Below are 26,709 nucleotides of genomic sequence, written 5' to 3' on the forward strand. Positions count from 1 at the left end.
AATCCCCTGGAGTTGACGATACCAAGGGCGACAAGCCTCATCGCTTCCTGATGTCGGTTTGTACACATACACGACTTCGTGTGGTTCTGACGCGTTCGAGGGCAAGTCCATGGCTACCATCTCCTCCGCGGGATCCGGCACCGGCCTTGACATCACCGGGATCCCAGCCTTGCAGGCTGTTCAAAGCCGAGTACCGTCTCCCCCAGCTGCTGCGGAAACGCAGTCGGCTCAGGCAAGCCTGTCCGCGATGGGCAGACTCCACGGCGCCCTGTCCGTGTTCCTTGATGCTGCGCAGACGATGACCTCGACCGACACCTGGTCGGCCACCCAAGCCAGCAGCGACAACGAGGCGGTGAGCGCCACATCGGACAGCCAGGCCGCCACCAGCCAATATGACGTCACGGTCGCCTCCCTGGCTCAAGCACAGATCACCACGTCCGCCATTTTTTCTGGCAGCAATGCCGTCATTGGCCTGGGTACCCTGCACTTCGAAATCGGTTCATGGAACGCAGGCCGCAACACCTTCACGCCCAACCCCAATTGGCCCAAATCCGACATCCTGGTAGATGCCAACGACAACTCGCTTGAGCGCATCCGTGACCGAATCAATGCGGCAGGGGTAGGGGTCATCGCGTCGGTGTTGTCCGACGTCACGGGCTCATGGCTGGTACTGCGGTCAACGGGAACCGGCTCAACCAATGGCTTCAAGGTGAGCGCCACCGATGAGACTGGACAACAAGCCCGCGATGGACTCGCTGCGCTGGGCTTTGATGGCAGCGGCCTGAGCAACCAGATGCAATTGACGCAGTCGGCTGCCGATGCCAGCGGCGCAATCAATGGCAAGCCCTTCGCTTCCAGCGACAACGTGGTCGCCGACCAGATCCCGGGGGTATCCCTCCAACTGCAGGCCCCCACAACACGACCGGCCACCATCACCATTGAGCCAGAAACCGACTCCATCAAGCAGGCGGTCAACCGATTTGCCGAGGCCTACAACGATCTTCATGCATTGGTCGAGAATCAGCTGAGCCATACCGGCGACGATGTGACGCGACAGACTGCACTCGCTGTCCAAACGCACATGAACAACATCACCGGGCAGTCCGCCACACAAGACAGCGGCCTTGCCAACTGGCTCGCTGGCCTCGGTGTCACTGTGCAGGCTGATCGCAGCGTCCACGTTGACAACAAGCGACTCGAACAGGCCGTGTCGTCTAGCAACCTGCCACAAACGCAGCGCCTTGTTTCACGCGCCACATCTCTGGCGTCGCCGGACAGCGTCAGCACGACCGAGTCCAGTTCATCCAGCCTGATTCAGAATCGCCTGGCCACCCAGTACGGCGCCATCAACCAGACCCCGCCAAGCGGCTGGTCGGGGCTCTATGGCAGTAGCCACTGAATAGGCCAGAAAAGCCCCCTGAATCCGGAGATCTTCGGGGCCAAAGTGGTTCAAGCTGACAAGGGAGATGCCGATAACAGTTTCAACGCTGCTAACAGCATCCACCGAGAGTCAAGACAGATGTACGCCACCATCACTTCATCCTCAGCCAGTGTGTTCAGTGCCCGCAATTCCAGCAACATGTACCACCGGGTCGGCGTCGAAACCGGTGTTGGCAGTGCATCGCCCCACCAACTGGTGACGATGCTGCTCAACGGCGCGCTCGACTCGATTGCGCAAGCCCGCGGCGCCATCCAGAACCAGCAGATCGAAGCCAAGTGTCGCGCCATCAGCAAGGCACTGGCCATCGTCGACGAGGGACTGAAATCCTGCCTGGATCTCGAACACGGCGGCGAAGTTGCCAGCAACCTCGACAGTCTGTATGGCTACGTGGCCTCCCGACTGATTCACGCCAACCTGCATTCGGACGATGCCGCACTCGAAGAGTGTGCCCGCCTGCTCACACCGATTCGTGATGCATGGTTGTCCATTGCCCCTAACCAACCAGCCGAAGCCAGCAGCAAGGAGTACCGCGCATGAACGTCCCTGAAGCCATGCTCGCAACCGCTGACGACGACATCCAGAGCGGCGCGTTGCTGACCTACTACCAGGCCATCGAAAATGCCAGCCACGACATGCTCGAGGCAGCCCGCACCGGTGACTGGGATACCGTCGTCAAACTGGAAGGCGCCTGTGCGGTGCTGATTTCGCAACTCAAGCAGGCGGCAGATGAGCACCCACTGGCCCCCGATGAGTTGGCCTTGAAGAGCCGCATCATGCAACGCATCCTGGTCAATGACGCAGAGATCCGCCATCTGGCCGAACCCTGGATCAATGACCTGGGGCACATGATGGGCGCTCGCACCGATCCATCGAAGATGCACTGACAAGCTTTGCATGAGTGAATTTGGCCTGTCTACCCCCGCCGAGATCAGCGACATATTGAATCGCATGGTCTCGGCTCACACCTTGGTCACACTCAGTGGCCCAGGTGGAATCAGTTGCACCACCATGCTGTGGTCGATTGATGCCGAACGCCAGACCATCAGCTTCAGCGCCGAGCCCGATGACAGTCGGCTGGAGGGCCTGCTGGAGTCAGGCGAAGTCCTTGCCGTGGCCTACGTCGACAACATCAAGGTGCAATTCGATGTCGAAGGGCTGATCCTCGTACACGGAGATCGCACCAAGGCCCTCAATGCGGCGATCCCCGGTGTGATCTACCGCTTCCAGCGACGCTCGTGCTACCGCGTCAAACCCCTGGCACACAGCGTACCGTCCGCCTCCCTGCGTCACCCCGGCATGCCGGATATGCAGTTGACCTTGCGCGTGCTGGACATCAGCCTGGAAGGCCTTGCCTTGTTCCTCCCGGATGACGTGCCTGCCATCCCGGCTGGCACCGAGATCGGGCAATGCTTCATTGATCTGGACTCCACCACCCGGCTGGAAACCAAGATGGTCATCCATCACGTCAGCGTCATCCACCCCGACAGCCACGGCTCCCGATTGGGTTGCCAGCTCATCGGGCTTCGCGGTATGGATGAGCGGGTACTGCACCACTACATCGACGACATCCAGAAGCGCCGACTGGCCCTGGCTGCGCGTCTGTCCTGATGTCGGGCAAAGCGGGTAGGCTGCAGCGCTGTTAGCATCGCTGCCATGAGTGCTCCCGATACCTCCTCCACACCCTGGGTGATTGCCACCCGCGAAAGCCGGCTGGCCCTGTGGCAAGCCGAACATGTACGTGACCTGCTGCAGGCGCGTTTTTCACGTTCGGTGAACCTGCTGGGCATGACGACCAAAGGTGACCAGATTCTCGACCGCGCCCTCTCCAAGGTCGGCGGCAAAGGCCTCTTCGTCAAAGAACTCGAAGTGGCGCTGGAAGAAGGCCGCGCCGATCTGGCGGTCCATTCACTCAAAGACGTGCCCATGGAGCTGCCCGACGGGTTTGAGCTGGCCTGCGTGCTGGAGCGTGAGGATCCTCGTGACGCTTTCGTTTCACCTCAATACGGCAGTCTGGAAGAACTGCCTGCCGGCGCTGTGGTGGGCACGTCCAGCCTTCGTCGGCTGGCGCAACTCAGGGCCATGCGTCCCGACCTGACCATCGAACCCTTGCGGGGCAACCTCGACACCCGCCTGCGCAAGCTCGACGAGGGCCAGTACGCCGCCATCATCCTGGCGGCGGCCGGGCTCAAGCGCCTGGGCCTGAGTTCACGCATTCGCCAGGTGCTATCCCCTGATCTCATGCTGCCTGCCGCCGGACAAGGTGCCCTGGGCATAGAGATCTGCCGCAACCATCCCGAACTGCACGACAAACTGGCCACACTGACCCACAAGCCAACATGGCTGGCCGTTCTGGCCGAACGTGCGGTGTCTCGCTCATTGGGCGGCAGTTGCTCCATGCCACTCGCCGCATTTGCCCAATGGCAGGACGGTGTCCTGCACCTCGAAGCACGATTGGGCCACCCGGACCAACCCGGTCTCGTCAAAGCCAGCCTGTCGGGACAACCAGACTCAGCAGAGCAGGCAGACGCCATGGGTGTGGCTGTCGCGGCAGAGCTCAAGCAACTGGCAGGTGAGGACTGGCTGGCCGCCCTGTGCAAGGCCTGATGCCATGAAGGTACTGGTCACCCGACCCGAGCCCCAGGCCAGCCAATGGTCCGCGGCACTGATCCAGGCCGGGATGGACGCCATGCCCTTGCCCTTGATCGAGATACAAGGGCCTGCCGACCCCAATGCGGTGACCCAATGCTGGGCACAGCTTGCGCAGGTGCGACTGATCATGTTCGTCAGCCCGGCCTCCGCAAAATGGTTCTTCCGCCTGCGCCCCTCCGGTGCGCCATGGCCAGCAGACACCCTGGCGGCTGCCCCCGGCCCCGGAACAGCCCAAGCGGTGCAAGAAGCCGGAGCGGCATCCGGCTTGCAGATCGCCGCCGTGATCCATCCACATGAGGATGCCCCCCAGTTCGACTCCGAGGCCTTGTGGCCACTGTTGTCCGGTATGGCTTGGCGCAATCAGCACGTCACCATCATCAGCGGTGGAGACGCCCTGCAGTCAAAAGGACGCGCCTGGCTGACCGAGCAGTTGCGGGCAGCTGGCGCCACAGTGGGGGCCATCCTCACCTACCAACGGCTGCCGGCATGCTGGACAGCCGACCAATCGAGCGCTGCCCGCACCGCCCTGGCCCACCCGGATGAGCACGTGTGGTTGTTCAGCAGTTCCGAATCCATCGACCACCTCCAGCAACGCTTCCCGACCACGCAAGACTGGTCGGGTGTTCGCGCACTGGTGACCCACCCCAAGATCGGACAACGTGCCCACAATGCGGGTTTCAGGCAAGTGATCGACACACGCCCGACACTCGATTCAGTGGTTCACACACTACGAAACCTCCCTTGTAGCCAGGGGTAACCTTGAGCAGCTGTGCTGCAATTGCGGCAGGCGTCGATACAATGGCCTCACTGTGAGCGATACAAGCCCCCCCCTCACCCCCTCGGAGCCCGAACGCAAACCGCCAGCAGGCGAGTGGATGCGCTGGGCTGTGATCGCGCTGACTTTGGCCAGCGCTGGCAGCATCTGGCTGGCCTGGACCACCCAGAAGCGTGTGCAAAGCCTCGAGCTGGAACTCGTCCGGCGCCAGCAAGACAGCCAGGGCCAGGCAGCGGAAGCGCGACTGCTGTCGAGGCAGGCGCAAGATGTGTCAAGGGAAACGGCCGCCCGTACAGCATTGCTGGAGACACGCCTGGCCGAGGTGGCACTGCAGCGCACCCAGGTTGAAGATCTGATCAAGTCGCTCTCGCTGTCGCGTGACGAGAATCTGGTCGTTGACGTTGAGGCGGCCCTGCGCATGTCAATCCAGCAGAGCGCCCTGACCGGCAGCGCCGAGCCCCTCCTCAATGCCCTGCAGTCTGCGGACGAGCGGCTGGCCCGGGCGCACCAACCCAGGCTCGACAACGTGCGGCGTGCCATCGCCCGCGACATCGACCGCATCCGCTCGACGCGGGTCGCAGACCTGTCGTCTCTGGTCATCCACCTAGATGAAGCCATCCGACTGGTCGACGACAGCCCGATGATCGTCAAGCCGGTTGACGACGCAGGTCGAGCCCTGGCTCGCCCTGTCCTGCCGCAGCCCGTGGTGGCCTCAAAAGGCAAAGCCAAAGGCGCCCATGCGGCCAGCGCACCAGCCAGCGCTCCGGAAGATGAAGGCTGGAGTGCCCAGGCCCTGGCATGGAGCCACCGCGTCGGCAAGGTGGTCGTGGACGAAGCGCTCTCTCTGGTCCGCATCACCCGCATCAAACAGCCTGAAGCCATGCTGATTGCCCCGGATCAGGCCTACTTCCTGAGAGAGAACACCAAGCTGCGTCTGCTCAATGCCCGACTGGCCCTGCTCAGTCGTCAACCGACCACCGCGGTGGCCGATCTGACCCTGTCTTCTGCCACCATCGACAAGTATTTCGACGGGCAGTCGCGCAAGACCCAACTGCTGCAAAGCCTGCTCAAGGACGTCAGCAGCCAGTGCACCCACACCACCTTGCCCCGCCCAGACGACACGCTCGCCTCTCTGGCAGCTGTGGCAGGCGGCCGCTGATCGATCACCACGATGCGCAACGTTGTCTGGATCCTCCTGCTGGCGATTGTGGCGGTGGTAGCCGCCTCGGCGCTGGGCAGCAATGATGGCCTGGTCAGCATCTATTGGCTGGGCTGGCGTACCGACGTCTCTTTCAATCTGTTCGTCATCACGCTGATTGTCCTGTTCCTGGCAATCTACTCCACCGTGCGAGGCCTCGACACCCTGGTCGGGCTGCCCGAACGAGCCAAGCGTTGGCGCACACTGCAGCGCGATCGCGTGGCCCAGGCGGCCCTTCGGGAGGCGCTGTCGATGTACCTCGCAGGTCGCTATACGCGGGGATACAAAGCAGCACAACGCGCCATCTCGATTCAGGCCGATACCCCCGACCTGAACCTGGACGCCGAGTTCACAGCCCTGTCTCACCTGCTGGCCGCCGGCAACCTGCACCGACTGCAAGACCGCACGCAGCGAGATGAGCATCTCAAGCGCGCACTCGAACTAGCTCAACTCACGCGCCGCCCCCGTGCAATCGAGGAAGGCGCTCGGCTCATCATGGCCGAGTGCGCCATCGAAGACCACGATGCTCTGAGGGCGCTGCGTGATCTGAAAGACCTGCCGTCAGGCCTCGGCCGCCGAACCCAGGCTCTGCGCCTGCGCCTTCAGGCCGCCAAGCTCGCTCGCCAGCCCCTGGAAGCACTGAAAACCGCGCGACTGCTGGCCAAGCACCAGGGCTTCACGGCCGATGCAGCCGAAGGGTTGCTGCGCTCTCTGGCCACCGAGACCCTCGAAACAGCCCGGGATACGGAACAACTGCGGAAGGTCTGGCAGCAGCTGGATGCCCATGACCGCAAAGATCCCCTGGTGGTGGCCCGTGGAGCCACCCGCATGGCCTCACTTGGCGCTGCCGTAGAAGCACGCCAATGGCTCGCCCCCCTGTGGGACAACATCCATACCATGCCAGTTGATGCCTGCGATGCACTCGCACAGGCGCTGAGCGTCAGCCTGGCAGGGCTGGAAGCGGACTGGCTGCCCCGACTCGACGCGGCCACATCAACCGCACTGCGCGCGCCTGGCGTCGCACTGGCCGTCGGCCTGGCACTGGCAGAGCGCCAGTTGTGGGGCAAGGCACGCAGCATGCTGCTGTCAGCCGCCAATGATCTGCAACTGGATGCCAACCGCCGCCGCATGGCCTGGACCCGTCTGGGCGATCTGGCTGAAGAAGAAGGCAGAACGGACGAGGCCGCACGCTTCTATCGCCTGGCAGCCCTGGCTGAGCGGGTTTGAAAACGACAAAAGCCTTGCACTCACACAAAAGCATGCTATAGTCGCAGTCTTTCAGCGGCTGTAGCTCAGTTGGATAGAGTACTTGGCTACGAACCAAGGGGTCGTGGGTTCGAATCCTGCCAGCCGCACCAAATGACAAGGGTCAGCAAGTCCATCTTGCTGACCCTTTTGTCTTGTTGGGCACACCTTCGTCGACCAAACAAAATATGCATAGCGCTGAAATCTATGCTATAGTATTGGTCTTTCAGCGGCTGTAGCTCAGTTGGATAGAGTACTTGGCTACGAACCAAGGGGTCGTGGGTTCGAATCCTGCCAGCCGCACCAAATGACAAGGGTCAGCAAGTTCATCTTGCTGACCCTTTTGTCTTTCTGACCCGGGGTTGGCTCAGGCCATCATTTCCGGCTCGCCTGAGGTCACGAGCGATTCGTCTGCCACAGGCAACCACAGCGTCACGGTGGTACCCACGCCAAAGGCACTGACCACCTCCACCCTGCCGCCGTGCAACTCGATGATCTCCTTCACGATCGTCATTCCCAAGCCCGTCCCCGGGATGTTCCCGGACGTATCGGCTCTGAAGAAGCGCTCGAACACCTTGGTACATTGCTCCGATGTCATGCCCAGGCCATGATCGGTCACCTGAACACCACATTCGCGACCAGACAATCCATCTCGCCAGACGAGGTCCAGATTGATGTCGCCGCCCTTGGGTGAATACTTGTACGCATTCGACAGCACATTGGTGATCGCCAGCGACAGCTTCTCGGTATCCACATCCACCCAGATTGGCAGCTCGGGCAAGGCATGCCCCACCTTGCGGCTGTCGTTGTGAATCAACAGCCCTGCGATGGTGGCTTCCACAATCGGCTGCAGTCGCTGCACCTTGCGTTTGAAGTCCTTGCCTCGACGCGCCTCGATGCGAGCCAGGTCCAGCAACTCATTGATCAGATTGATCAGGATGCTGGCCTGGCGGTGGATCGTCTGCAGCATGTCCAGTCGACGCGTGTCGTCAAACTGGCGCTTGATCAGCAACTCGGTGAAACCAAAAATGCTGGCCATCGGCGTGCGCAATTCGTGGGCCGCCATCGAAAGGAACTCGCTTTTCATGCGGTCCACCTCCAGCTCCTGGGTGATGTCACGGAAATACATCACGACCTCGCGGTCGGCGCCGCCATGACGCACGCGACGCATCAGCGTGCGGTTGCACGGCGTGTGCAGGTGCAGCAGTTCCCGACGGCTGACAGCCCCTGCGCTCGCAGCAGCCCCCCCACCTTCAGGGTTGTATTCGCAGGCATCCTCGCCATCGCCAACCAGCTCCCGAGACTGACAGCGCGCCATCAGGTGCTCTTCAAAGGCCGCCATGGATTGCCCGACAAGGTCGGCCGCATACAAACCGGTCATGCCTTCAAAGGCCGGGTTCACAATGCAGATCTCCCCGCGCTTGTCGAGTACCACAAAGCCATCCGGGCTGAGATCAAACACGGCGTTGAGGCGCTCCGTGCGCACGTGCAGCACCTGCTCGGCCGCCATGCGTTCGGTGATGTCCGATTGCACGCCCACGTAATGCGTCACCACGCCGTCCGGACTCTGAACCGGCGAGATGGCCAGCTCGTTCCAGAACATGGTGCCGTCCTTACGGTAGTTGCGCAGCACCACCTGGCAGCTCTTGCCATCACGGATGGCTTCCCGCATGGCATGGACACCCGGTTGATCCGTGTCACTGCCCTGCAGGATCTTGCAGTTCATGCCCAGGATCTCATAGGCGTCATAGCCAGTGATGTGCTCGAACGCCTTGTTGGCGTAGATCACAGGCTGGTTCGGCAAGGTCATCGAGGTGATGATCACCCCATCGGCAGATGAGGCCAGCGCCCGGTCACGCAACAGCAACTCCTGCTCTGCCCACTTCGCATCGGTCGTATCTCGAACAATGAAGGTCTGGATCAGCTCACCTTCCAGCTCTGCCTTGCTCGCCGACACGGTGATCGGGAACTCTGTCCCTTCAGCCCGACGGCCCATGGTGTCATGGCTCATCACCCGATTTGAAAATCCGAACTGCTCAAACCAGCCAGCCAGCCCGCTTTCATCTGCAGGCAGACTCGGGATGATGCTGTTGGCTGCCAGGCCATCCAGCTCCTCCGGCGAACGCCCAAAGATACTGGTCGTGGCGCGGTTGCACCAGCGGATGGCACCCGTCTGGTCCACCATGATGATGGCATCAGCGGCTGTGTCCATGACAGCCTGAGAGCGCGATTGGGTTCGCTGCAAGGCAGAGCCCATTTCGCGCGCCATGTCCCGTGCACGCATGCGGGTAGAGATCAGCATGAGATAGGCATGTAGCACACCCAAGGTGAAGAACATGCCGCAGATGCCGGCAATCCACACCCCCGCATAGCGCGAGAGCAGGTCTGACCAGCCACCACCGCGACGCTCCCCGCGGATTTGCAGCATCAAAGTCGAATCTGCCACTGCCAGACTTCGAACCACGGCAAGCCCCTGATCGCCAAGCCATTCGGACCCACCGGGCTGCTCGCGGCTCAACCGCAACGTGAGCTTCCAGCCACCATGCTCATCCACACCAGGCAACAAGGTGTGCTCGCTCAACTCATTCGTCACCCAGCCGAGTTGCGCCACGCGTTGCACCAACACCCACCTAGGCTGTCCCACCGCAGCGCTCAACTGCGGTGACAAATGAACCCGATCATCCGGACTGATCGCTTGCAGAACGCGCATGACATGGTTCACATCGGCCGACACCGGGGACAGACAATCACGCCAGTTTTCTTCATGCAACTTGTCGGGCACCGGCACAAAAGCCCACTCACCGCGGCTTCTGCAGCCGATGTCGGCCCCCGACATCCGCTCCGACTCGATCATGCGGGCCGACTCGGACAGCATCCAGGCACGGCTGTCGATGCGCTCGTGAATGAGGGCCTCAGCCTGACCTGCGATGGCCTCGAACTCCCGTCGATTGCGCTGGTACTCACTCTGCCAGACCACCATGACGATGAGCATCGTCAGCACGGAGCCGATGAGCAGGATGGCACCAACCGCATGCGAGGTCCTGACGCCACCGGTCCACTTTTCCAGTGCCGTCATGAGCCGCATCAAGACACGTGGCACCTCCTGCTTCTCGCCGGATTCATTGACCATGCCAGCCTCCTGAGTCAACAGGCCTCAACTCTGGGCGCATGCGCCCGCAGCAGATCAGGCGACGGTGGTCGCCACCATCGACTCCACGCGCTCGATCAACTCAAGCGGGCTGAATGGCTTGACAAGATAGGCATCGGCACCAGCTGCCTCCCCCATGGCCAGATCGGTTGCCTGGCCTCGCGCTGTCAGCATGATCACCTTGATGTGTTTCAGGGCCGGATCCTGCTTGATGCGCTGACAGACCTGATAGCCATCCAGCAAGCCCGGCATCATGACGTCCAGAAGCATGACGGATGGCTGGATGGCCCGCGCCATGTTCAGACCCGATTCACCATCGTTGGCTTCGTGGATCTCGAAATCGCCAAACTCCAGCGTCATGCGGATCAGCTTGCAGATATCAGGCTGGTCTTCGGTAATCAAAATGCGGTGAGCCATGGTGGCCTCCTTTCAATTCGCCGGTCTGGCAGAGACGTCTCAACGCGTTGTCGGCCAGCCAGTCGAAAACTTCATCGGGGAGTTCCCGGGACACTGGGTTCCGTGACCTTGTCCTCACCCACCTTGACCTTGCGCGCCATGCTGCGTGCCAGCAATTGCGACATGTCACGGGCGTAGCGTTGAGCCTGCTCGACTGACAATTGCGCATCCTGAGACGCCGGGGCTCCCGCGGGAACCTCCAGCACGAAATCGACAGCGTCAAAGTCATCCTCGATGCGGACAGAGCCGCCATGCTGTTCCAGGATGCGCTGACTCAAAGCGAGGCCGATGCCCTGCCGTGCCCCCTCGACCGGCGGTTTGCCATCCCCGACCCCGAACGGCACAAAGGCGCCACGCCGCTCGTGGTTCGACACGAACAAGCCCTGGTTGCGCGCACGCACCATCACACGCGTGCCCACAGCATGGATGGACAGCTCGATCAGCCCGCCCCGCTGCGCACTGCGCACCGAGTGCTCCAGGTATTCCGAGACGGCCTTGGTCAACCAGTGCTCGCTACCATAGATGGGCGGCAGGTCGGTATCGAGGCCGGTGGTCGCCAGGGTGACGTTGCGTTCATGCGCCTGGGGCAAGACCTCCTGAATCGCCTTCTTCAACAAGTCCGGCAACAGGATGCGCTCATCGCGCTGGATGGCACTTTCGCCGAACACCGACACCAGATCGCGCAACTTGTTCAGCTTCGTGGACAGCTCGCTGGCCTGGTTGACCAGCGAGGTCAGCTCGACACTGGAGCCGCCGGTCTGGACAAGCTGGGCAATGCGCGGCAACTGGTGCGCCAGCAATTCGATGGGCTTGGCCATCTCCGCCTCGATGTAGCCAATCAGGTTTTCCAGTGCGTGTGAATACCAGCGCTCTTCCGATACGTTGTTGAGCACGACCATGAGGTCGGATCCGACTGGCGCAGAAATCACGACCGCCCGCACCGAATCAGGGTGCTCCTCTTGCGTGGTCACCTCGAAATGGAAGGGCAGCTTGAGCATGTCCTGCCCCGCAGCCTTCACGGTTCGTTCTGCAACCGGATCGAGCAAAGGCTGCCCCAGCATCACCGGGGTCAGTTGCACGGCCGCCTTGTTGGCGTACCGCACGATGCCATTGCGCTGCACCCAGATCACACCGCTTTTGACCTGGTCGAACAAGAGTCTGAATGCGTCATTCATGGTGTGCTCCCGACAGGGTGCGACGGTGAATCAACCACCGTCCGATCCGCACCGCCAATGCCTCTGGCGTCACGGGCAAGGAAACCAGTTCAACCGCATCGGGCAAGCCGCCACGGTCATCAATCTCGATGTCACTCAACTCGGTCATCGCCATCACCGACAAGCCGGACAATGATTCGCAACGCTCCAGCGTGTGCAGCATCTCGAATCCGTCCAGGCCTGGCAGCTCCAGGCTGGTGACCAGCAAATCAGGCACTTGCTGACCAATCTGGAGCAAGGCCAGGTAGCCGGTCTCGACCATTCGCAACTGCAGACCACGGCCGAACACGTCCAGTGCCTGACCACAGCGAGACAGCCACTCGGGGTCATCGGCCACCAGCAGGACATCCAGCGGGGCCGCCCCACCATTTGGATGACGCCTGACTGCACGGGAAGAAGACGCCACCGCCTCATCCCCCAACCCTGTGCTCAGGACCAAGGCCTCGACCGCACTGAAGGGAATCCGACGATGTCCCCCAGGTGTGCGTGCGGCAGGCAAAATACTGGCCTCTACCCACATCTGGACAGTCCGCAAGGACACCCCCAGCCGCTGAGCGGCTTCACGGGTGGTGAGCATGCGGGCTGCCGGGCCGAGTGGGATGACTTGCGACATGGTGTGCGCTCCGTCGGGCTTTGTAGAAAATCTCGCAGAAGTGATGGAACCGTTGGTTTCATTTTTGCGATTTCATGGCCCCCGTGGCACACCGCACCGCGATCAAAGTGACCACAGACCGTGATGCATTGAGCACAATCCATCAGTTATGAGCAAAGCATTTACTAGGGAAAACGAGGGCGATGACGATGAGGACATCGCGCTGCCTGCCCTTCCGGCGGGTGGCAAGAACTACATCACCCCACAGGGCTACCAGCGCCTGCGTGCTGAACTGCTGAACCTGATTGACGTCGAGCGTCCCAAGGTGGTCGAGATCGTCCACTGGGCCGCCTCCAACGGCGACCGCTCGGAAAACGGCGACTACCTCTACGGCAAAAAAAGGCTGAGAGAGATCGACCGCCGCATCCGCTTTCTCACGAAACGGCTCGACATCGCCGAGGTGGCCGACCCCAGCCTGCACCATGGCAATGATCAGATCTTCTTTGGCGCCACCGTCACCTATGTGAACCAGGACGATGTGGAGCGCACCATCACCATCAAGGGCATCGACGAAGTCGACAACCTGAAAGGCGAGGTCAGCTGGGTGTCCCCTATCGCCCGAGCCTTGCTGAAGGCCCGGGAAGGCGAGGAAATCCAGTTTCGGACGCCGGGTGGGGTCGAGCAGCTCGAGATTCTGAGCGTGCGCTACCCTGCCCCGACCGCGCCAGACCAGCCGGTCTGACGCGCGAGCTCAGACACCATCAGGGGCACACACGGTGGGCGTTGAGCACCACCGGGCAGCGACGCAGCACACGCAGTACGTCTTCGAGGTGCTCCACGTCCCGCACGGACACGGTGATCTTGAGTTCGGCCGACTCGCCGATGCGCTCGTCGCCCATCTCGATGTGGGTGATGTCGGTTTCCGCATCGCTGACCGAGGAGGCCACCTGCGCCAGCACCCCCTTGCCGTTGGTCACCAGCACCGACACGACGGCTTCGAAAGAGCGCGTCGGCTCTTCGGACCAGCTCACATCGATCCAGCGCTCCTTGTCGCGTTCATAGAGCCGCTTGCCCACACTGCAGTCGTGCGTGTGGATGACCAGCCCTTCGCCACGCCCCAGATAGCCCACGATGGCATCACCCGGGATCGGGTGGCAGCAAGGTGCCAGCTGCACGGTAGCGCCTTCGCTGCCATCGATCACCACGGCACCGGCCGTGTGTGCCTCAATGGCGGCATAGCGCCCCATTGTCAAGGTCAACGCATCCGGTCGCTGGCCAGCCTCGGCCAGGATCTGGGCCATGCGCTTGGCCACCATGGTGCTGATCTTGCGGCCCAGGCCGATATCGACCATCAGATCGTGGCGGTTACGGTTGCCACCCCAGCGGATCAAGGCCTGCCACAGCGCGCCCTTCGCACCCTCGCTGGTTTCGTCGCCCGGCGGCAAGGTGAGGCCTTCAGCGCGCAAGGCCTGCGACAGCAGCTTCTCGCCCAACTCCAGCGACTCTTCGGACTCCATGTTCTTCAGATAGGCGCGGATCTTCGAACGGGCGCGGCCCGTACTGACGAAATTGAGCCAGTTCGGGTTCGGCCGAGCGCTCGGCGAGGTGATGATTTCGACCACATCACCGCTGTGCAGTTCGGTACGCAAGGCGGCTGATTCGCCGTTGATCTTGGCCGCCACACAGTGGTCGCCCACCCGGCTGTGGATGGCGTAGGCAAAGTCCACTGCCGTAGCCCCCTTGGGCAAGGCCATGATGCGCGACTTCGGCGTGAACACATAGACCGACTCGGGGAACAGGTCGATCTTGAGGTGCTCCAGAAACTCGGCAGAGTCACGGGTTTCCTGCTGGATGTCGATGAGCGACTGCAGCCACACGGCGGCCTGCTGCGGCGTGGTGTCAGGCCGGTTCTGCCCGCCCTCTTGCGCCTTGTACATCCAGTGCGCGGCAATGCCTTTTTCAGCAACCCCGTGCATGGCCTGTGAGCGTAACTGGAACTCGACCGCGGTGCCCACCGGGTTCACCAAGGTGGTGTGCAACGACTGGTAGCCGTTGGCCTTCGGGATGGCGATGTAGTCCTTGAACCGGCCCGGCAACGGCTTGTAGAGCTGGTGCAGCACGCCCAGACCGCGATAGCAGTCCAGCAGTTCACGCGTCACGATGCGGAACCCGAAGATGTCGCTCACCTGCGCAAAGCTCAGGTGCTTTTCCACCATCTTGTGATAGATGGAATAGATGGTCTTCTCGCGTCCATAGACTTCCACGTCCATGTCCGCTTCCTTGAAGGCCAGTTCAACCTCGCGGCGGATGCGCTCGACCAGATCACGCCGGTTACCACGGGTGCGCTTGACCGCCTTGGCCAGCACACCGTAGCGCCAGGGGTTGATGTACTGGAAAGACAGCTCCTGCAGCTCGCGGTAGGTCTGGTTCAGCCCCAGCCGGTGGGCGATCGGCACATAGATCTCGATCGTTTCACGGGCGATGCGGGCACGCTTTTCAGGCAGCATCGCCGCCATGGTCCGCATGTTGTGCAGGCGGTCGGCCAGCTTGATGAGGATGACACGCACATCGCGCGCCATCGCCAGCAACATCTTTCGGAAAGACTCGGCTTGCGACTCTTCCTTCGTGGAAAACTGCAGCTTGTCCAGTTTGGTCAGGCCATCGACCAGCTCGGCCGTGGGGGCGCCAAAGCGCTCGATCAGCTCGATCTTGGTGACACCGCAGTCCTCCATGGCATCGTGCATGAGGGCCGCCATGATGGCCTGGGCATCCAGCTTCCAGTCGGCACACAGCCCCGCCACGGCAATCGGGTGGGTGATGTAGGGCTCGCCACTGGCGCGAAACTGCCCCAGGTGGGCTTCATCGGCGAAACGATAGGCCTCGCGCACCCGGCGGATATCCGCCTCGTCGAGGTAATCCAGCTTGTGGGTCAGTGCCGCGAACGAGGCGGCCGCAGCGTCATGGGCCTGGGTCATACGAGTTACTGTAGCGCGGAACCGATCGGCCTAACGCGAGAAATGGCATCACAGAAACGACACAGGCCCGCCATGGCGAACCGCAGCGGGCCTATTGCACAAGCTGCCTCCCGCCGTCAGGCCTGGAGGACAGCCCCATCAGGGCAAAAAGATCAGGTCGGAACCTTGCGCAGCATTTCCAGGCCAACCTGGCCAGCAGCGATTTCACGCAGGGCGGTCACGGCCGGCTTGTTGCGCGATTCGAGCTTGGGCGTGTGGCCCTGGCTCAGCATGCGTGCACGGTAAGTGGCAGCGAGCACCAGCTGGAAGCGGTTGGGGATCTTTTGCAGACAGTCTTCAACGGTGATGCGGGCCATGGCAAATACCTTTTTTCAGAGGGAAACCGGTCGTCAGACCAGATCGAGCGCCTTGAACACGGACGATTTCGTGCGACGCTGAGCTGCGTATTTTAACCGTTGTGCGTGAACAATGGTTTTCAGATCGAACAAAGCCGTTTCAAACAGGGCATTGATCACCACAAAATCAAAGTACTGGGCCTGCGCCACTTCTTCGCGCGCATTGGCCATGCGTACCTCGATGACGTCGCTGCTGTCCTCGCCGCGACGGTGGAGGCGTTGCAGCAACTCTTCGTAGCTGGGCGGCAGGATGAAGATCAGGATGGCATTCGGAAAGATGCGCTTGATCTGCAGGGCACCCTGCCAGTCGATCTCCAGCACCACATCCTCGCCACCCTTGATGCGATCTTCAATGGCCTGACGCGAGGTGCCATAGTGGTTGCCATGCACTTCGGCCCACTCGAAGAAGTCGCCACGCCCCACCATGGCATGGAATTCTTCCTGGGTGGTGAACCAGTATTCACGCCCATGCTGTTCCTGCCCACGCGGGGTGCGGGTGGTGTGCGACACCGACACCTGCAGGCGCGAGTCGAGCTCCAGCAGGGCCTTGACCAGGCTTGATTTGCCCGTGCCACTCGGCGCAGACACCACAAAAAGATTACCGGGGTAGTCCATCAGACGGCTCCTTGGGCCGGAAAGGGGTCGTTCGGCACTTATCGGCCGTCATTCGAGGTTCTGAACCTGTTCACGCATTTGCTCGATGAGCACCTTCATCTCCACCGAGATCTGCGTGAGCTCCAGCGCCGCAGCCTTGGAGCCCAGGGTATTGGCCTCCCGGTGCAGCTCCTGAATCAGGAAATCCAGCCGTTTGCCGACTTCACCACCCTTCTTGAGCAGACGGGCGATTTCGTCCAGGTGGGCCTTGAGTCGCTGCAACTCTTCATCCACATCGATACGCAGGGCGTAGGCAGCCGCCTCACTCAGCGCACGCTCCTGGGCTGCTTCAGGCGTCACCGAACCACCGACAGCCTGCAGCGCCTCCTGGTACTTCTGGACAAAGCGCTCCTGCTGCCGCTGCACGGCCTGAGGAATCAAAGGCTCGGCCTGTTCGGCCAGCGCCTTCAGGCCATTGATCCGCTCGATCAGGATGGACACCAAGCGCTTGCCTTCGCGCTTGCGGGCCTCCAGCAGCTCTTCGATGCACAGCTTGGCGGCCTCCAAGGCCGACTCTTCCAGGCGCACGGCCGGGGTGGCCGCGCGGCACCAGTGCAGCACCTCATTGACCGACAAGGCCCCCGCCTTGGGCAGCCAGTTCTGAACCTGGCTCTCCAGGCGCCCCAGCGCCATGAGCTGCTCAGGTTGCGGCTGCGGCCAGCCCGAATCAGCCACGCGGTGCGGCTGCATCTTGAGCTCGATCTTGCCGCGCCGGAAAGCGCTGGTCAGCATGTCGCGCAGGACAGGCTCCAGCGCGCGGAACTCATCCGACAGTTTGAAACTCAGATCGAGGAACCGGCTGTTGACCGAGCGCAGCTCGGCACCCACTCCGCCTGAAGCGGATTTGCGTGACGAACTGGACGAGTCGGCATCCTCGGTGTGTTCTGCACCGTGTTCGGGGGCCGACGCGACCGCGCTGGCAAAGCCCGTCATAGAGTAGACTGACATGGTTACTTGACACCAGACACAAAACGCGATTATGTCAAAGCCCAAGCCGGCCCCGTTGCCTTCTGGCACCGTTGTGGGTGGTTACCAGATTGTCAAGAAGCTGGCAGCAGGTGGTTTCGGGGTGGTTTACCTCGCCGAAGACCCTGAGCACAGACTGGTTGCCCTCAAGGAATACCTGCCTGCATCCCTGGCCGAACGGGCCGCGGGAGAGCTCATTCCGCGCGTCAAGCCAGACAAGCAGCCCTTGTATCGCCTGGGTCTCAAGAGCTTTTTCGAAGAGGGCCGTTCACTGGCCCAGATCGCCCACCCTTCGGTGGTGTCGGTGCTCAATTTCTTCCGGGAAAACGAAACCGTCTACATGGTGATGAACTACCTGCAAGGTGACACCCTGCAGGATTTCATCGTCACCGCGCGCGACCTCAAGCGCGACAAGGTCTTTCGCGAATCCACCATCCGCAGCCTCTTCGACGAGATCCTGCGTGGCCTGCGCATCGTGCACCAACACAAGATGCTGCACCTGGACATCAAGCCGGCCAACATCTTCATCACCAACGACAACAAGGCCGTGTTGCTGGACTTCGGTGCGGCGCGCGAAGTGCTGTCCAAGGAAGGCAACTTCATCCGTCCGATGTACACCCCGGGCTTTGCTGCCCCCGAGATGTACCGCCGCGACGGCTCGCTGGGCCCCTGGACCGACATCTACGCCATTGGCGCCTGCATCTATGCCTGCATGCAGGGCTACCCGCCCAACGATGCCCCGCAGCGACTGGAAAAGGACCGACTGAACCTGTCCCTGTCCCGCTTGCGCAATGTCTATTCGGACAATCTCATCGAGGTCACCGAATGGTGCATGTCGCTCGACCCGCTGGCCAGACCGCAAAGTGTGTTCGCTTTGCAAAAAGAATTGGCACGTGAAACAGAACGTCGTTACTCGAAGCTCACCTTCTCCGAGCGCGTTAAACTGCAGCTCGAAAACCTGAAAACGGGCGCGAAGGCATGAGGTTCTCTGTCTACCAGATCAGCCGCAAGGGCGGCCGCGAAAAGAATGAAGACCGCATGGGCTATTGCTACACGCGGGACTCCGGCCTGTTCGCACTGGCCGATGGCATGGGTGGACACCCTGAGGGTGAAATGGCCTCGCAACTGGCGCTGCAAACCATGGCGGCCCTGTTTCAGCGCGATGCCCGCCCCACCCTGGCCGACCCCCTGCGCTTCCTGCAAGATGCCATCATGGCCGGCCACCACCAGTTGCTGCGCTATGCCAGCGAACGCGGCCTGATCGATACCCCACGCACCACCATCGTCGCCTGCATCATGCAAGGCAATTCGGTGTATTGGGCGCACTGCGGTGACTCTCGCCTGTATTTTGTGCGCGGCGAAAAACTGATCGCCCGGACACGCGATCACTCCTACTCGGAGCTGCAGCAAAGCCTGTCGTCGGTGGTGCCCCTGACCGAGCGTTACAACCGCAACGTCCTCTTCACCTGCCTTGGCAGCCCAGGCAAACCGGTGGTCGATACCGCTGGCCCGCTCATCTTGCAAAAGGGTGACCGCCTGCTGCTGTGCTCGGATGGTCTGTGGGGCACGGTAAGCGACGAAACCATCACCGACCACCTTGCGCGACACGCCATTTCAGATGCCGTCCCGGAACTGGTGGAAGAGGCACTGCGCAACGGCGGGCCCAAGTGTGACAACGTCACCGTCATCGCCATGGAGTGGGAGTCCGCCTCGAACGAGGAGCGCCCCAATGTCAGCACCGATAGCCTGGGCGAGGAGGTCTTTGCCTCGACCATCCAGGCCAGCGTCGGCGGGGGCAACGGCACGCCCGGCCAATCTGTTGAAGCCGACGACCTCGACGAAGCCGAAATCGAGCGCTCCATCCGCGAAATCAACGAAGCCATCAAACGCACCGCTCAGGCCTCCAAGAAGTTCTGAGTTCCTTTCACACATGCGGACCGTCACGCGGTCGACCCGAAGTGGTCGGCGGCCTGGCGGTCCGACTCATTCATGACACAGCCATCATGAGCAAAAGACTGATCCTGGCCTCCAACAACACCAAGAAACTATGCGAACTGCAAGCGCTGGTGACCCCACTGGGGGTTGAACTCGTCACCCAAGGCTCGCTCGACATCCCTGAGGCCGAAGAGCCGCATGTCACCTTTGTCGAAAACGCGCTGGCCAAGGCGCGCCATGCAGCCCGACTGGGCAAGGGGCCCGCGCTGGCCGATGACTCGGGCTTGTGTGTCGCCGCGCTGGGCGGTGCACCCGGCGTGCGCTCGGCCCGCTATGCCGTCGATGCCGGACGCATCTCTGAAGATGCAGGACGCGACCGCATCGACCCCGCCAACAACGCCTGGCTGCTGGAGCAGATGCAGGGGCGAACCGATCGCCGCGCCCACTTCACCTGCCTGCTGGTGGCCGTGCGGCATGCCGATGACCCTGAACCCCTCATTGCGGAAGGTCACTGGGAGGGCACCTTGCTCGAAGCCGCGCAAGGTGAACATGGCTTTGGCTACGACCCCCTGCTGTGGATAGGCAGCCACCAGCAGACAGCAGCGCAACTGGCGCCCGAGGTCAAGAATGGGATCAGCCACCGCGCCATCGCCTGCCGCACCTTGATCGAGCTGATTCGCACCCGCTGGGGCGAGCAGTGGACCTGGCACACCGCAGCATGATCACCCTGCAACGCCCGGGCGCACTGACTGCCCTGCCCCCCCTGTCGCTCTACGTGCACCTGCCTTGGTGCCTGCGCAAATGCCCCTACTGCGACTTCAACTCGCACGAGCAGCGCAACGCCCAGGGTGACATGGCCCTGCCCGAGCGGGCCTATCTGGACGCGCTGCGCAGCGATCTGGAGTCTGCCCTGCCGCAAATCTGGGGCCGGCCCATTCACACCGTGTTCATCGGTGGTGGCACGCCCAGCCTGTTCTCGCCCGACAGCATTGACCACTTGCTGGCAGATATCCGTGCCCTGCTGCCGCTCAGCCCCGATGCAGAGGTGACCCTGGAGGCCAATCCCGGCACCTTCGAGCGCGATCGCTTCAAGGCCTTTCGGCAGGCCGGCGTCAACCGCCTGTCCATCGGTGTGCAGAGTTTTGACGATGCCAAGCTGAAAGCGCTCGGCCGCGTTCACGACCGCCAGCAAGCGCGAGCCGCCATCGAAGAGGCCCAGGCCTGCTTCGACACCTTCAACATCGATCTGATGTACGCCTTGCCTGGTCAAAGCCGCGATGACCTGCTCAGCGACATCGCCCAGGCCTTGGCATTCGAGCCACCGCACCTGTCGCTCTACCACCTCACGATCGAGCCCAACACGCGCTTTGCGGTGGCCCCTCCGAGCAACCTGCCGGATGAGGACACGGCATTCGACATGCTCGATGAGCTGATCGAACGCACCGCAACGGCCGGCCTGTCGCGCTATGAAGTATCAGCCTACGCCCGCAAGGGCCACCAGTGCCTGCACAACCTCAATTACTGGCAGTTTGGCGACTACCTGGGTATTGGTGCTGGCGCGCACAGCAAGATCAGCTTTCCCGATCGGGTTGTCAGGCAGGTGCGCTGGCGGGATCCTGCCACCTACATGGACAAGGCGGCAGCGGGTCAGGCTCTGTCCAACGAGCACGAGGTCGATCTGAAAGCGCGCGCTTTCGAGTTCATGATGAACGCCCTGCGCCTCAAGGACGGTTTCGAATTGCTGCGCTTCACCGAACGCACCGGGCTCACACTGGCCAGCATCCAGCACCCACTGGCAGAGGCCGAAGAAAAAGGGCTGCTGGCGCGCGATCTCGCACGGGTATGGCCTACCGCACGCGGGTTTGACTTCCTCAGCGACCTTCAGGCACTCTTCCTGCCAGACTGAGCGAAGCTGGCGCAGGCCATGAAAAAAGCCGCCGGCCCGAAGGCTGGCGGCTCTATGCTTGGCTCGGTGCTGCCCACGATCACCGCGGGCAGCACCTCATCCCATCACTTGCTGTCGCGCAGTTCGCGACGCAGGATCTTGCCCACATTGGTCTTGGGCAGATCGTCACGGAACTCGATGTACTTCGGACACTTGTAGCCGGTCAGTTGCTCGTGACAGAACGACTTCAGCTGGGCTTCCGTCAGGGTCGCATCCTTGCGCACCACAAACAGCTTCACGGCTTCACCGGCCTTCTCATCAGGCACACCCACCGCGGCACACTCCATGACGCCCGGGTGCATGTTGACAACCTGCTCGACTTCGTTCGGGTACACGTTGAAGCCCGACACCAGGATCATGTCCTTCTTGCGGTCAACGATCTTGGTCAGACCGGTTTCATCCATCACGCCGATGTCGCCGGTGCGGAAGAAACCGTCAGCGGTCATGACCTTGGCCGTTTCATCAGGGCGCTGCCAGTAGCCAGCCATCACCTGAGGGCCACGGATGGCGATTTCACCCACTTCGCCGATGGCCAGTACGTTGCCATCGTCGTCCAGGATCGCCACCTCGGTCGACGGCAGCGGGTAACCGATGGCGCCGTTGAACTCGGTGATGTCCAGACGGTTGGCCGTAGCCACAGGCGAGGTCTCCGACAGACCGTAGCCTTCGGCAATGGCACAGCCCGTGATCTTGCGCCACTTTTCGGCGGTCGACTGCTGCACTGCCATGCCGCCACCCATACAGACCTTCAAACCAGAGAAGTCCAGCTTGGCAAAGTCGGGGTAATTGGCCAGGCCGTTGAACAGGGTGTTCACAGCCGGGAACATGTTGACCTTGTAGTTCTGCAGGGTCTTGATGAAGCCGGGGATGTCACGCGGGTTGGCGATCAGCACGTTCATCGTGCCCATGCGGGCCCCCATGAAGTAGCACACCGTCAGCGAGAAGATGTGATACAGCGGCAGCGCACAGATCTGCGTCAGCGACTGGCTGCCCAGCTTGAGCACTTCCGGCATGAACCAGGCTTCGCATTGCAGGATGTTGGCCACCACATTGCTATGCAGCAGCGTGGCGCCCTTGGACACCCCGGTCGTGCCACCGGTGTACTGCAGGAAGGCCACATCGCTGGCCTTCACGTCCGGGCGGGTGTACTTGGCGGAGCGGCCCGCAGCCAGCACTGCCTTGAAAGTCGTGATCTGACGACCACCGGCCGCAGACAGGTTGAAAGCCGGCACCATCTTCTTGACGTGGCGAACCACGAAGTTGACCAGCGCGCCCTTCAGGAAGGGCAGCAGATCGCCCATCGAGGCAACGATCACGTGCTTGACCTTGGTACGCGGCAGCACTTCCTGCAGCGTGACGGCAAAGTTTTCGAGGATGACAATGGCATCGGCACCCGAGTCGTTGAGCTGGTGCTCGAGTTCACGCGGGGTATAGAGCGGGTTGACGTTGACCACCGTGCAGCCGGCGCGCAGCACGGCAGCGATACCCACTGCATATTGGGGAATGTTGGGCATCATCAGGGCCACGCGGGCGCCCTTTTGCAGACCTTGTGCTTGCATCCAGGCCGCAAAAGCGCGCGACAGCTCGTCCACCTGGGCAAAAGACATGCGCGCCTCCATGAAAGCGAGCATGTCGCGGGAAGCGAACTTGCGGAAAGATTCGTCCAGCAAGTCCACCAGCGAACCGTAAACGCTGGGGTCGATCTCCGCAGGCACGCCTTTCTCGTAGTGGGCCAGCCAGGGTTTTGCCAAAGCCATTCTCAAACCTCTCAAATGATGTCCAACACAAGGAAAGCGCCCTCCACGCTTACACGTATGGAAGGCGCTTTATCGCTGCATTCATTTTGCAACATTGTGAGCTAAGGGTTTACCCGAAACCAAGCAAGAAGGGGCAGATATCAGCCCAGAATTTCGGTCAAAACAGGGTATTTACTAGCCAACATGCGTTCGATGTGAAGTGTTCCCGCAAGCACAATCCATCATCTGACTTCGTACGTATTCAATTTTACAGGTCTGCATCCGACCATGACTGCAACCCCTACCTCCCCGCCAGCATCACCCAAACGACGCTGGCTGCTCAAAACCGGACTGGCCATTGGGGCCATCGGTGCTGCCCTTGGCGGCAGCATTTTCTGGAAACGCGGCGTGTCGGATGGACACCTGACCGAGCATGGTCGTGAGGTCTTCCGCGGCGTGGCCCGAGGCGTGCTGGCCAACTACCTACCAGACGCACCCGCAGCACGCGAAGCCTTGCTTTCCCGGCACCTCAAGGAAATGGAGCGCTTCGTCCAGACCCTGCCTCACGCTGTTCAGATCGAGTTTGCGGCCTTGCTTGGGCTCATGGCCAATGCACCCACCCGCATGCTGGTCTGCGGTCTGCGCAAAAGCTGGTCTGAGGCCAGCGTGGAAGACATCCAGGCAGCACTGGAGACCATGCGCATCAACAAGCTGCCGACCAACATGATGTCCTACCACGCACTGCGCGACATCACCGGCATCGTCTTTTTCTCAACCCGAGACAACTGGTCCCTGGTTGGCTACCCTGGCCCCCTAGACATATGAGCAAGCTCCCTGATCCTTTTCGCGCCGGTCTCGAACGCGGCTGGAAAACCACCCACGGCGAGCATGGCCTGCCCGACTCCGTCAGCTGCGATGTCGCCATCATCGGCTCTGGCGCAGGCGCTGGCATCACAGCCGAACTGCTCACCAAAGCCGGGCTGGATGTCGTCATCGTTGAAGAAGGCCCGCTGAAAACCAGCAGCGACTTCAATCAGCGCGAGGCCGAGGCCTACGCCAGCCTGTACCAGGAAGGCGCAGCCCGCGCGACGCTCGACAAGGCCATCACCTTGCTGCAAGGGCGCTGCGTGGGCGGCACCACCGTCATCAACTGGACCAGTTCCTTTCGCACCCCGCCGACCACACTGAAGTACTGGCAGGACCGCTTCCAGCTCAAGGACTTCACTGTCGACGCCATGGCACCCTGGTTTGCCCAGGTCGAACAACGGCTGAACATGCACCCCTGGGAAGGCGGCCCCAACCCGAACAACGAATTGCTGCGGACTGGCGCCAGCAAACTCGGCATGGAAGCCCATGTCATTCCCCGCAACGTCAAGGGCTGCTGGAATCTGGGCTCGTGTGGCATGGGTTGTCCCACCAACGCCAAACAGTCCATGCTGATCACTACCATCCCTGCCGCGCTGGAGTCCGGTGCTCGGCTGTTCCATCAGACGCGGGCTGAACGACTTGAAATCAAAGATGGTCAGGTGCAATCGCTGCTCTGCCGGGGCGTGACCAGCAATGGCACGGCGGTATCAGACAAGTTGATGCGCGTCACGGCCAAGCATTACGTGGTCGCTGGTGGCGCAATCAATTCACCAGCCTTGCTGAAACGATCCGGTGCACCCGACCCCCACGGGCTATTGGGTAAACGAACCTTCCTGCATCCGGTCGCGTTCTCTTCTGCCGTCTACGAGCAAGCCATCCAGGGCTGGGCAGGGGCACCGCAGTCCATCTACTCGGATCACTTCCTGCACACGCAGGCCATCGATGGGCCTGTGGGCTACAAGATCGAAGCCACGCCGATGCACCCTGGACTGACATCCAAACTGCTGGGTGGCTATGGCAAGGTGCTGGCCGAGCGTTTCCAGCATTATGCGAATACGCAGGTCCTGCTCGCCTTGATCCGTGATGGCTTCCATGACGAGTCAACCGGTGGCGAGGTGCTCCTCAAACCGGATGGCTCACCCGTGCTGCACTACGCCCTGAGCGATTACGTGCTGGATGGCTTCCGACGTGCCATGTTGAGCATGGCGGAAATGCAATTCGCCGCGGGTGCCCGCATGGTGCTGCCCGGCCACGAGCAGGGGCAATACTACAAGAGCTGGAACGAAGCACAGTCCAGCATCAACGCACTGGAAATGAGGCCGCATCTCACGGCTGCAGGCAGCGCCCACATCATGGGCGGCTGCCAGATGGGCGGCCAGGAGCAATTGGGTGTGGTGCGCCCTGACGGCCTCCACTGGCAAGTCAGCAACCTGTCGGTGCATGACGGGTCGGTGTTCCCCACCAGCATTGGCGCCAACCCGCAGTTGTCCATTTACGGCACAGCCAACCGCATGGCCACCCAACTGGCGCGCAAGCTCAGCGGCAAGACCATCGCACTGGTCTGATCAGGACAGGGGGGCCATCGGTGCTACGCGCATCGATGGCCCCCCCTGTCCCAAGCGAAAAGCAACCCAGCCTACACACGCCGCCAAGGCCAGATGGCGAAGCGAATGGCCACCGATCACGCCGGACGTCCAGACATGGATCGGCTGATCCAGCCAATCAACCGATTGGGCGATGACGAAGCTAATCTGGGATCGCAGCCAATCTTGACGTGACAGCAAACGGCCGCTGAGCGTCCAGGCGCCCGTCGCCACCAGCACGACTGGCAACATTTCCAGCCACAGCAAAGGGCGAAGATCCCCCAAGCGGCTCACCTGCAGCGTATAGAGCCACCAGATCCCTCCCAGCAAGGTGCTGCCCAGCGCCACACCAATGGCAGCGGCGGAGCCAAACCTCGGGTTGATGCGCTCAGCGAGGAAAGCAAAGGCGAACAATGAGCACGCCGCCGACTTGGGTAGCTGATCCCAAATGAAAGCGGCGTCGCCTGGACTGGTGTGGTACCACATGCCACCAACGGTTGCGAGCATCTGGCATACGAAAAACCAGCTCCAGATCCCGCGCAGTGGCTCGTCGACAGGCAGGCGAGAAACCCGCCACAGCCCCCATATGCCCCGGGGCACCAAAGGCAGATGCGAGAGAACGGCTACCCCGTTGGGCACCCCCATCCACACGCCTGTGTCTGCAAACACATGAACGTGAGGCACCAGATCAACTGGTCCCCAGGCAACCAGACCGACCATGCCCGCAAGCGCCATGGCAGCCATCATCGCTGCAGTCGCCTTGCGGGAAACAGCCTGTGCCATCAGCGTGACATCAGCAGCCATCTGCCCCACCTTGGACACATGACAGCAGCTTGATTGACATATGGATCGTCATGACCATATTGTCCGCAATCATCAGACATAAAAAAACCCCGCCGGAGCGGGGTTCTCATCGAACCGGTGCAAACACCGGT

25 protein-coding genes and 2 tRNA genes are annotated in these 26,709 nt (G+C 61.6%); 17 read left to right on the top strand and 10 right to left on the bottom strand.

All coding sequences use genetic code 11. From position 1 onward, the window contains the following. The first annotated feature begins 109 nt into the window (after positions 1-109). The 10 genes from fliD (at position 110) to ACE3PH_RS04085 (ending at position 7,614) form a co-directional block, all read left to right on the top strand. On the top strand, positions 110-1,399 hold the full coding sequence (gene fliD / locus ACE3PH_RS04040; RefSeq protein WP_374316714.1) for a flagellar filament capping protein FliD: 1,290 nt from the start codon (positions 110-112) through the stop codon (positions 1,397-1,399). A gap of 120 nt (positions 1,400-1,519) precedes the next feature. Next, complete coding sequence (fliS, locus tag ACE3PH_RS04045; protein ID WP_374316715.1) at positions 1,520-1,978, top strand: flagellar export chaperone FliS; 459 nt, start codon at positions 1,520-1,522, stop codon at positions 1,976-1,978. Further along, a complete protein-coding gene (locus ACE3PH_RS04050; RefSeq protein ID WP_374316716.1) occupies positions 1,975-2,325 on the top strand; it encodes a flagellar protein FliT in 351 nt (116 codons plus the stop codon). The genes fliS and ACE3PH_RS04050 overlap by 4 nt, the downstream gene beginning before the upstream one ends. 10 nt (positions 2,326-2,335) lie before the next feature. After that, positions 2,336-3,049, top strand: coding sequence for a flagellar brake protein (locus ACE3PH_RS04055; protein WP_374316717.1), 714 nt, complete (start codon positions 2,336-2,338; stop codon positions 3,047-3,049). A gap of 45 nt (positions 3,050-3,094) precedes the next feature. Continuing rightward, positions 3,095-4,045: a hydroxymethylbilane synthase gene (hemC, locus tag ACE3PH_RS04060; protein ID WP_374316718.1), complete on the top strand. Its 951-nt coding sequence runs from the start codon at positions 3,095-3,097 to the stop codon at positions 4,043-4,045. A gap of 4 nt (positions 4,046-4,049) precedes the next feature. Then, positions 4,050-4,847 carry a uroporphyrinogen-III synthase gene (locus tag ACE3PH_RS04065; protein ID WP_374316719.1) on the top strand — a complete coding sequence of 266 codons (798 nt, stop codon included), beginning with the start codon at positions 4,050-4,052 and terminating at the stop codon, positions 4,845-4,847. 118 nt (positions 4,848-4,965) lie between these two features. Beyond that, complete coding sequence (locus ACE3PH_RS04070) at positions 4,966-6,024, top strand: uroporphyrinogen-III C-methyltransferase (protein WP_374316720.1); 1,059 nt, start codon at positions 4,966-4,968, stop codon at positions 6,022-6,024. Between the two features lie 12 nt (positions 6,025-6,036). Further along, complete coding sequence (locus ACE3PH_RS04075) at positions 6,037-7,290, top strand: heme biosynthesis HemY N-terminal domain-containing protein (protein WP_374316721.1); 1,254 nt, start codon at positions 6,037-6,039, stop codon at positions 7,288-7,290. 54 nt (positions 7,291-7,344) lie between these two features. Continuing rightward, positions 7,345-7,421: transfer RNA gene (locus tag ACE3PH_RS04080), tRNA-Arg, on the top strand. Positions 7,422-7,537: 116 nt separating this feature from the next. Further along, positions 7,538-7,614: transfer RNA gene (locus ACE3PH_RS04085), tRNA-Arg, on the top strand. 61 nt (positions 7,615-7,675) lie between these two features. Here ACE3PH_RS04085 and ACE3PH_RS04090 read toward each other — a convergent pair. The 4 genes from ACE3PH_RS04090 to ACE3PH_RS04105 form a co-directional block, all read right to left on the bottom strand. After that, positions 7,676-10,438, bottom strand: a complete 2,763-nt coding sequence (locus ACE3PH_RS04090; RefSeq protein WP_374316722.1) for a PAS domain S-box protein — start codon at positions 10,436-10,438, stop codon at positions 7,676-7,678. Positions 10,439-10,492: 54 nt separating this feature from the next. After that, positions 10,493-10,873, bottom strand: coding sequence for a response regulator transcription factor (locus ACE3PH_RS04095; RefSeq protein ID WP_374316723.1), 381 nt, complete (start codon positions 10,871-10,873; stop codon positions 10,493-10,495). A 71-nt stretch (positions 10,874-10,944) separates the two neighbouring features. Continuing rightward, positions 10,945-12,087 carry an ATP-binding protein gene (locus ACE3PH_RS04100; RefSeq protein ID WP_374316724.1) on the bottom strand — a complete coding sequence of 381 codons (1,143 nt, stop codon included), beginning with the start codon at positions 12,085-12,087 and terminating at the stop codon, positions 10,945-10,947. Further along, entirely contained in the window at positions 12,080-12,739 is a 660-nt protein-coding gene (locus tag ACE3PH_RS04105) for an excisionase family DNA-binding protein (protein WP_374316725.1), read from the bottom strand. Before ACE3PH_RS04105 ends, ACE3PH_RS04100 begins: the two co-directional genes overlap by 8 nt. Before the next feature lie 148 nt (positions 12,740-12,887). On the opposite strand from ACE3PH_RS04105, the gene greB reads away from it, so the two are divergent. Further along, the gene (greB, locus tag ACE3PH_RS04110; RefSeq protein WP_374316726.1) at positions 12,888-13,460 is read left to right on the top strand and encodes a transcription elongation factor GreB; all 573 of its coding nucleotides are present in this window, start codon (positions 12,888-12,890) and stop codon (positions 13,458-13,460) included. 19 nt (positions 13,461-13,479) lie between these two features. On the opposite strand, the gene ACE3PH_RS04115 is transcribed toward greB, so the two are convergent. The 4 genes from ACE3PH_RS04115 to ACE3PH_RS04130 all read right to left on the bottom strand — a co-directional run bounded on the left by ACE3PH_RS04115 (position 13,480) and on the right by ACE3PH_RS04130 (position 17,690). After that, positions 13,480-15,693, bottom strand: coding sequence for a bifunctional (p)ppGpp synthetase/guanosine-3',5'-bis(diphosphate) 3'-pyrophosphohydrolase (locus ACE3PH_RS04115; protein WP_374316727.1), 2,214 nt, complete (start codon positions 15,691-15,693; stop codon positions 13,480-13,482). 152 nt (positions 15,694-15,845) lie between these two features. Next, a complete protein-coding gene (rpoZ, locus tag ACE3PH_RS04120; protein ID WP_374316728.1) occupies positions 15,846-16,049 on the bottom strand; it encodes a DNA-directed RNA polymerase subunit omega in 204 nt (67 codons plus the stop codon). A gap of 33 nt (positions 16,050-16,082) precedes the next feature. Continuing rightward, the gene (gene gmk / locus ACE3PH_RS04125) at positions 16,083-16,703 is read right to left on the bottom strand and encodes a guanylate kinase (RefSeq protein ID WP_374316729.1); all 621 of its coding nucleotides are present in this window, start codon (positions 16,701-16,703) and stop codon (positions 16,083-16,085) included. Positions 16,704-16,751: 48 nt separating this feature from the next. After that, positions 16,752-17,690, bottom strand: coding sequence for a YicC/YloC family endoribonuclease (locus tag ACE3PH_RS04130; protein WP_374316730.1), 939 nt, complete (start codon positions 17,688-17,690; stop codon positions 16,752-16,754). Positions 17,691-17,721: 31 nt separating this feature from the next. On the opposite strand from ACE3PH_RS04130, the gene ACE3PH_RS04135 reads away from it, so the two are divergent. The 4 genes from ACE3PH_RS04135 (at position 17,722) to hemW (ending at position 21,549) form a co-directional block, all read left to right on the top strand. Continuing rightward, positions 17,722-18,690, top strand: a complete 969-nt coding sequence (locus ACE3PH_RS04135; RefSeq protein WP_374316731.1) for a serine/threonine protein kinase — start codon at positions 17,722-17,724, stop codon at positions 18,688-18,690. Continuing rightward, positions 18,687-19,625, top strand: a complete 939-nt coding sequence (locus ACE3PH_RS04140; protein WP_374316732.1) for a PP2C family serine/threonine-protein phosphatase — start codon at positions 18,687-18,689, stop codon at positions 19,623-19,625. Before ACE3PH_RS04135 ends, ACE3PH_RS04140 begins: the two co-directional genes overlap by 4 nt. A gap of 86 nt (positions 19,626-19,711) precedes the next feature. Then, positions 19,712-20,365, top strand: a complete 654-nt coding sequence (gene rdgB, locus ACE3PH_RS04145) for an RdgB/HAM1 family non-canonical purine NTP pyrophosphatase (protein WP_374316733.1) — start codon at positions 19,712-19,714, stop codon at positions 20,363-20,365. Beyond that, a complete protein-coding gene (gene hemW, locus ACE3PH_RS04150) occupies positions 20,362-21,549 on the top strand; it encodes a radical SAM family heme chaperone HemW (protein ID WP_374316734.1) in 1,188 nt (395 codons plus the stop codon). The genes rdgB and hemW overlap by 4 nt, the downstream gene beginning before the upstream one ends. Before the next feature lie 104 nt (positions 21,550-21,653). On the opposite strand, the gene ACE3PH_RS04155 is transcribed toward hemW, so the two are convergent. Further along, on the bottom strand, positions 21,654-23,339 hold the full coding sequence (locus ACE3PH_RS04155) for a long-chain-fatty-acid--CoA ligase (RefSeq protein WP_374316892.1): 1,686 nt from the start codon (positions 23,337-23,339) through the stop codon (positions 21,654-21,656). 273 nt (positions 23,340-23,612) lie between these two features. On the opposite strand from ACE3PH_RS04155, the gene ACE3PH_RS04160 reads away from it, so the two are divergent. Continuing rightward, complete coding sequence (locus ACE3PH_RS04160) at positions 23,613-24,149, top strand: hypothetical protein (RefSeq protein ID WP_374316735.1); 537 nt, start codon at positions 23,613-23,615, stop codon at positions 24,147-24,149. Continuing rightward, the gene (locus tag ACE3PH_RS04165; RefSeq protein WP_374316736.1) at positions 24,146-25,756 is read left to right on the top strand and encodes a GMC family oxidoreductase N-terminal domain-containing protein; all 1,611 of its coding nucleotides are present in this window, start codon (positions 24,146-24,148) and stop codon (positions 25,754-25,756) included. The genes ACE3PH_RS04160 and ACE3PH_RS04165 overlap by 4 nt, the downstream gene beginning before the upstream one ends. Here ACE3PH_RS04165 and ACE3PH_RS04170 read toward each other — a convergent pair whose 3' ends face one another. Then, positions 25,757-26,578: a hypothetical protein gene (locus ACE3PH_RS04170; protein WP_374316737.1), complete on the bottom strand. Its 822-nt coding sequence runs from the start codon at positions 26,576-26,578 to the stop codon at positions 25,757-25,759. It abuts the gene before it with no gap. Positions 26,579-26,709 lie beyond the last annotated feature (131 nt).

It is taken from the genome of Aquabacterium sp. (genome assembly GCF_041909175.1).
GTDB lineage: Bacteria > Pseudomonadota > Gammaproteobacteria > Burkholderiales > Burkholderiaceae_C > Aquabacterium.